The sequence below is a fragment of the Candidatus Polarisedimenticolia bacterium genome (assembly GCA_035764505.1).
Classification (GTDB): Bacteria; Acidobacteriota; Polarisedimenticolia; order Gp22-AA2; family AA152; genus AA152.
Map to the genome: position 1 here is coordinate 1 of DASTZC010000178.1, position 6,071 is coordinate 6,071.

6 protein-coding genes and 1 tRNA gene are annotated in these 6,071 nt (G+C 65.3%); 4 read left to right on the forward strand and 3 right to left on the reverse strand.

The features are described from left to right. From hemL to VFW45_11940, 3 genes are all read right to left on the reverse strand, one after another. A partial coding sequence (gene hemL, locus VFW45_11930) for a glutamate-1-semialdehyde 2,1-aminomutase (protein ID HEU5181494.1) occupies positions 1–1,173 on the reverse strand: 1,173 nt, incomplete at its 3' end. 20 nt (positions 1,174–1,193) lie between these two features. Further along, entirely contained in the window at positions 1,194–2,168 is a 975-nt protein-coding gene (hemB, locus tag VFW45_11935; GenBank protein HEU5181495.1) for a porphobilinogen synthase, read from the reverse strand. A 2-nt stretch (positions 2,169–2,170) separates the two neighbouring features. Beyond that, positions 2,171–2,359: a hypothetical protein gene (locus tag VFW45_11940; protein HEU5181496.1), complete on the reverse strand. Its 189-nt coding sequence runs from the start codon at positions 2,357–2,359 to the stop codon at positions 2,171–2,173. Positions 2,360–2,491: 132 nt separating this feature from the next. Between VFW45_11940 and VFW45_11945 the strand changes: the two genes are divergently transcribed. The 4 genes from VFW45_11945 to ftsH form a co-directional block, all read left to right on the forward strand. Next, positions 2,492–2,568, forward strand: a tRNA-Met gene (locus VFW45_11945). A 5-nt stretch (positions 2,569–2,573) separates the two neighbouring features. Next, a complete protein-coding gene (tilS, locus tag VFW45_11950) occupies positions 2,574–3,971 on the forward strand; it encodes a tRNA lysidine(34) synthetase TilS (GenBank protein HEU5181497.1) in 1,398 nt (465 codons plus the stop codon). Further along, a complete protein-coding gene (hpt, locus tag VFW45_11955) occupies positions 3,968–4,477 on the forward strand; it encodes a hypoxanthine phosphoribosyltransferase (GenBank protein ID HEU5181498.1) in 510 nt (169 codons plus the stop codon). Before tilS ends, hpt begins: the two co-directional genes overlap by 4 nt. Before the next feature lie 139 nt (positions 4,478–4,616). After that, the coding region (gene ftsH / locus VFW45_11960; GenBank protein HEU5181499.1) for an ATP-dependent zinc metalloprotease FtsH at positions 4,617–6,071 on the forward strand (1,455 nt) is incomplete at its 3' end.

Here is a 6,071-nt window from a genome sequence, read left to right on the forward strand (position 1 = left end):
GACCGTGCGGCTCAGCATGCCGTGGAAGAAGCGCCCATAGGCCCTTGTATCGCTGCGCCCGGCCGAAGCAAAATCCGTCACCTCTCCCTCACGGAAGAACACCGTGAGCATCGAGCCGACCCGCTGGACGCGGACCGGGACCCCCTCTTTTTGGGCCGCCGCAATGATTCCGCTCTCCAGCTTGTGGCCCAGGGCTTCCAGACGAGGATAGGGATCGAGCCGGTGCAAGGCCTCCAGGGTGGCAAGACCTGCCGCCATAGCCAGCGGATTGCCCGACAGGGTCCCGGCCTGGTAAACGTCTCCGGCCGGCGCCACACGGTCCATCAGATCGGCCCGGCCGCCGTAAGCGCCCACCGGAAGTCCGCCGCCGATGATCTTTCCCAAAGTCGTCAGATCGGGCAGCACTCGATAGCGAGACTGGGCTCCGCCATAGGCAACCCGGAAACCGGTGATCACCTCGTCGAAGATCAGCAGCGAGCCGTGCTCCCGGGTGATTCTCCGTGCTGCTTCCAGGTATCCGGGGCCGGGAGGAACGACCCCCATGTTTCCCGCTACAGGCTCCACGATGAAAGCGGCAATCCCGGGCCCGTGTTGCCGGTAGATCCGCTCCAGTGCCGCCTCGTCGTTGTAAGGAACCACGAGGGTCTGGGCCGCGACCTCCTGCGGCACTCCGGGCGTACCCGGGATACCGAAGGTCGCCAGCCCCGAGCCGGCCGACACCAGGAGGGCATCGACGTGGCCGTGGTAGCACCCATCCGCCTTGACGATCAGGTCGCGTCCAGTGACGGCGCGTGCCAGCCGGACGGCGGACAGCGTCGCCTCGGTGCCCGAGTTGACCATCCGCACCTTCTCGATCGACGGGACGGCCTCCACCACCCTGTCCGCCAGCTCCACCTCGAGCGCCGTGGGCGCGCCGAAGGAAGTGCCGAGCCGCATCGTCGCGGCGAGGGCCGCAAGGACCTCGTCGGGTGCATGTCCCAGGATCAGGGGACCCCACGACCCCAGGTAGTCGAGATACTCCTTTTCGTCGACATCCCAGACGCGGCTTCCCTTGCCGCGCGCCAGGAACACCGGGTCGCCGCCCACCGCGCGGAAGGCACGGACGGGCGAGTTCACGCCGCCGGGAATCAGGCGTCTGGCCTTCTCAAAAAGCGATCGGGAGCTGTCGGTCAAGAAGATGTCCGGTCGCGCCGCTATCCGGCCTTCAGGACGCGGGCGGCGTCTTTCGCGAAATAAGTGAGGATGAGATCGGCGCCGGCACGGCGTATGGCGGTGAGGGATTCCATCATCACGAGCTTCCGGTCCAGCCAGCCGCGCTCGGCGGCGGCGCAGATCATGGCGTATTCCCCGCTTACCTGATAGGCGGCCAGCGGCACATCGAACCGCTCGCGCGCGCGGCGCAGCAGATCGAGGCAGGGCATCGCCGGCTTCACCATCAGCAAGTCGGCTCCCTCCTCCAGATCCAGGGTCGCCTCTTTCATCGCCTCGCGCGCATTTGCCGGATCCATCTGGTAGGCCTTGCGATCGCCGAAGGAGGGCGCCGAGCCGGCGGCCTCACGGAAGGGACCGTAGAAGGCCGAGGCATGCTTGATGGCGTACGACAGGATCGGAATGCGCGAAAGCTTCTGCACGTCCAGCGCCGCTCGAATCGCGGCCACCCTGCCGTCCATCATGTCGGACGGAGCGACCATGTCGGAACCGGCCAGCGCCTGGGAGACCGCGGTGCGGGCCAACAGCTCCAGGGTCGGGTCGTTGAGGACTTCACCGTTTTCGATCCGGCCGCAATGTCCGTGATCGGTGTACTCGCACAAACAGACGTCGGTAATCACGAAGAGCTGCGGGACCTCTTTCTTCAGAGCCCGGGCCGCCTGTTGCACGATGCCGTCCTCGGCCCAGGCGCCGCTTCCCTCCGGATCCTTGTGCGGCGGGATGCCGAAGAGGATGACTGCGGGAACCCCCAGCGACAGCGCCTCCTGCGATTCGGCCACCAGCTCGTCCACCGACAGCCGCGCGCATCCCGGCATCGCCTGGATCGGTTCCCGGACTCCTTTTCCAGGGCAGACGAAGAGCGGCAGGACCAGGCGCGAGGCCGATAGCTCGGTCTCACGCACCATGCGGCGGAGCGTCTCCTGGCTCCGCAGCCTGCGGGGACGCTGGATTGGAAACATCCTCAGCCCTCCGCCTCGCCCTCGTCTTCGTCTTCCTGGTGGAAGAACATCTCGCCGCATCCACGGCTGCAGAAGGTCTGTCCGCTCTTCATGAAGCGGCAATCCTCGCAGACCATCTTGTGGCAGATCGGGCACTTGTAGAGGAAAACCTCTTCCTCCCCTCCGCCGCACTGGACGCATTCCTGGGCCATTGCGCCTCCCCGACAAAGCCAGCGGATGATAGCAGAGCGCAAGCGCGAAATCCAGCAATCTTAATCACTTAGAGGCGTGACGTGCCTTGACAACCGGCGCGCCGCTTCTCTAGAATGGCCCACACGACCGGAGGCGGTGTAGCTCAGATGGTTAGAGCACGCGGCTCATATCCGCGGAGTCCGGGGTTCGAGTCCCTGCACCGCTACCAACTCTATGCCCGCTGAACTCTACGAAGCATTCAAGGAATCTCTCTCCAGAAAATCACTCTGGAAGGCGCCCGAATCGGTCCTGGTGGCCGTTTCGGGAGGCTCCGACTCCGTCGCCCTGCTGCACTTGTACGCCCGGCTGCGCAACGAATCCCCTTTTCCGCTGGGCGCTGCCCACCTGAATCACGCCGTGCGCGGGAGCGAATCGGACGAGGACGAGCGTTTCGTCGCCGAGCTTGCCCGGCGGCTTCAAGTGCCGCTGCACACGGCCAGGCTCGCGCCGCAAGCGCTGGAAGGAAAAGGGGAGGGGTGGGAGGCGGCCGCCCGCAAGGCGCGGTACCAGTTCCTGCGGGAAATTGCGGCGCAAGTCGGCGCCTCGCGAGTGGCCATGGGGCATACGAAGGATGACCAGGCGGAGACTGTCCTGATGCGGCTGCTGAGGGGCTCCGGAAGGCGGGGACTGGGAGGCATTCACCCGGCAGTGGAAGGCGTTTTCATCCGGCCTCTGCTCGGCTTCACGAAACAGGAGCTGGCGGGATACCTCCAGGAGCGCGGGGAGATCTGGCGTGAGGATTCCTCCAATCGGAGCCGCGCCAATCTACGAAGCCGCATCCGCCACGATCTCATTCCAGCGCTCCGAGGCGAATTCAACCCGGACCTGGTGGACACCCTGGCGCGGACCGCGGAAGTGTTCCGCGAGGAGGATGATTACCTCGCTTCCGTCACCGCCGAGATCGCCCGACGGCTGATCCGGAGCGAGAGCCACTCTCTGTCGCTGGGAATCCCGGCGCTGCGCGCGCTGCCGGCTGCGCTGCGCCGCCGCCTTCTGCGCTCCTTCGTGGAGCAGGCCTTCTCGCCGGGGCTCCCGCCGCCCGATTTCGCGCTGACTTCAATCCTGGAAGCGCTCATCGAGGAGGCGAGGCACGGCGCCGCCGCGAACCTGCCCGGAGGACTGCAGGCGCGTGTCCTGTATGCCGACCTGGTCATCGCGAGGCCGATGGAACTCCCCCTCGAGGTCGTTCCGCTCCCGATCCCGGGCCAGGCATCACTCCCGGAGCTGGGCTTTCGCCTGTGCGCCCGCCGGGCGCCGGTGTCGGAAGTCGGGGATCCCCGCCAGGTCACCAGTGCCGAGCGCGCCCTGCTCGACGCCGATTCCCTTCCCGGCCCCCTGGCGGTGCGGCACCGACGCAAAGGAGACCTGTTTCGGCCCCTGGGCGCTCCAGGAGAGTCGAAGCTGAAGTCCTATTTCATCGACCACAAGGTCCCCCGCCCGGCCCGGGACCGCGTCCCACTGGTGGTTTCCGGCGACCGAATCGCCTGGGTGGTTGGATTCCAGATCGACGAACGGTATAAGGTGACACCGCAGACGCGGCAGGTCGTAATCCTTTCGAGGGAGTCGCGATGAACCTCTCCAGGGAGCTGTTGAAATCGGAGGACGAGATCGCCGAGCGGGTGCGGCAGCTCGGCCGGCAGATCACCCAGGACTACGAGGGCAAGGACCTGGCGGTTCTCGGCGTGCTGAAGGGCTCGTTCATCTTCGTCGCCGATCTGATCCGGCAGATCAAGCTGCCGCTGCAGGTCGGCTTCCTCGAGATCACCCACTCGGAGAAATCGGAGTTCCTGACGGAGATGCTGTTCTACTCCAGCTTCAAGGTCGAAGGGACCAACCTGCTGGTCGTGGAGGATATCCTGGACACGGGAATCACCCTGGCCTACCTCCAGGAGCAGCTCGAGTTCCGCAAGCCGCGCTCCATCAAGGTGTGTACCTTCCTGGACAAGCCTGAACGACGCAAGGTGGACATCCAGCCCGACTATCTCGGCTTCACCGTGCCGAACTGTCACGTGGTCGGCTACGGATTGGACCATGAGGGCCGGTTTCGCAACCTTCCCTACCTGACCTACGTCGAATAGATCGCTCCTGCCCCGCAGGAGGAATGGAAGCCTCGGCGCGCTGGTTTTCCGAGGCAAGAGCCCGGCCTGAAGCCGGGGATAAAGCGTTGAAAGGGCGCGCCGAAGGGGTTATATTGTCTTTCGCAAATTGGGAGATGCATTGAATACACTCGCTAAGAACATCGTCTTCTGGCTGGTCATCGTCGTCCTGGTCCTGGTGGCGTATCGCTTCCTGGCCGGCACCTCCACCCCGCAGACCGAGCTTTCATTCTCCGAATTCCTGAGCCAGGCCGAGTCGGGGAAGATCTCCGAGGTCACCATCAACGGCAGCGACGTCGAGGGGGCCTACGCCGAGAAGGATCCGACGGGCCAGACGCGCACCTTCCACACCATCGCGCCCGATTATCCCGATCTGGTGAAGGACCTCCGCCACTTCAACGTCACCATCACCGCCAAGAAGCCCAAGGACGCCAATTACCTGGTCACCATCCTGTCCTGGCTGCCGATGGTCCTGCTGGTGGGCATCTGGATTTTCTTCATGCGGCAGATGCAATCGGGCGGCAACAAGGCCCTGTCTTTCGGCAAGAGCAAGGCGAAGCTCTCTTCCGCGCAGGGGAAGAAGGTCACCTTCCGCGACGTGGCCGGCGTGGACGAGGCGAAAGAGGAGCTGCAGGAGATTATCGAGTTCCTGAAGGAGCCCCAGAAATTCCAGAAGCTCGGAGGCAAGATCCCCAAGGGCGTCCTGCTGATGGGTCCCCCGGGGACCGGTAAGACGCTGCTGGCGCGCGCCATCGCCGGCGAGGCCAACGTGCCCTTCTTCTCCATCTCGGGCTCCGATTTCGTGGAGATGTTCGTGGGCGTCGGCGCCAGCCGCGTGCGCGACCTGTTCGAGCAGGGAAAGAAGAACGCCCCGTGCATCATCTTCATCGACGAGATCGACGCCGTCGGCCGCCACCGCGGCGCGGGCTTGGGTGGCGGGCACGACGAGCGCGAGCAGACTCTCAACCAGCTGCTGGTGGAGATGGACGGGTTCGAGAGCAATGAAGGCGTCATCCTGATCGCCGCCACCAACCGGCCCGACGTCCTGGATCCGGCGCTGCTGCGCCCCGGACGATTCGACCGCCGCGTGGTGGTGCCGCGCCCCGACGTGAAAGGCCGCGAGGAGATCCTGCGGGTCCATACGCGCAAGACCCCGCTGGGCGATGACGTCGACCTGCAGGTCCTGGCTCGCGGCACCCCCGGCTTCTCGGGGGCCGACCTGGCAAACCTGGTCAACGAGGCCGCCCTGAACGCCGCCCGCTACATCAAGAAGGCGGTCATGATGGAGGACTTCGAGGGGGCCAAGGACAAGGTCCTGATGGGCACCGAGCGCAAGAGCCTCATCCTCAGCGAGGAGGAGAAGCGGGTCACCGCCTATCACGAGGCGGGCCACGCGCTGGTGGCCGCGACGCTCCCGGACACCGATCCGCTGCACAAGGTGACGATCATTCCGCGCGGCATGGCGCTGGGCGTGACCATGCAGCTTCCCATCGACGACCGGCACAACTACTCGCGCGAGTACCTGCGCAGCCAGATCGCCGTGATGATGGGAGGGCGGGTCGCAGAGGAGCTGTAC

Coding starts and splice junctions, on each gene's coding strand:
- hemB (HEU5181495.1), bottom strand. CDS start 2,168: ATGTTTCCAATCCAGCGTCCCCGCAGGCTGCGGAGCCAGGAGACGCTC.
- VFW45_11940 (HEU5181496.1), bottom strand. CDS start 2,359: ATGGCCCAGGAATGCGTCCAGTGCGGCGGAGGGGAGGAAGAGGTTTTC.
- tilS (HEU5181497.1), top strand. CDS start 2,574: ATGCCCGCTGAACTCTACGAAGCATTCAAGGAATCTCTCTCCAGAAAA.
- hpt (HEU5181498.1), top strand. CDS start 3,968: ATGAACCTCTCCAGGGAGCTGTTGAAATCGGAGGACGAGATCGCCGAG.